This is a genomic window from Bacteroides caecigallinarum, assembly GCF_016901995.1.
Classification (GTDB): domain Bacteria; phylum Bacteroidota; class Bacteroidia; order Bacteroidales; family Bacteroidaceae; genus Phocaeicola; species Phocaeicola cellulolyticus.
The window spans coordinates 1-219 of the sequence record NZ_JACJLE010000247.1 but is presented as its reverse complement, the minus strand read 5'-3'; the positions used below and the strand labels follow the sequence as shown (position 1 = coordinate 219).

Genomic DNA, 219 nt, shown 5'->3' with positions numbered 1-219 from the left:
GCTTTTCAACGCTTATTGGTGCGGACCTCCATCTGGTGTTACCCAGACTTCATCCTGGCCAAGGGTAGATCACTTGGTTTCGCGTCTACCGCATCCGACTTGACGCCCTGTTCAGACTCGCTTTCGCTTCGGATCCAGGTCTCATGACCCTTAACCTTGCCGGACACGGTAACTCGTAGGTTCATTATGCAAAAGGCACGCTGTCACTCTTTGCAGAGC

1 rRNA gene is annotated in these 219 nt (G+C 53.0%); it reads right to left on the bottom strand.

Annotation, left to right across the window (positions count from 1 at the left end):
* A 23S ribosomal RNA gene (locus H6A61_RS15835) occupies positions 1 to 219 on the bottom strand; the annotation flags it as partial.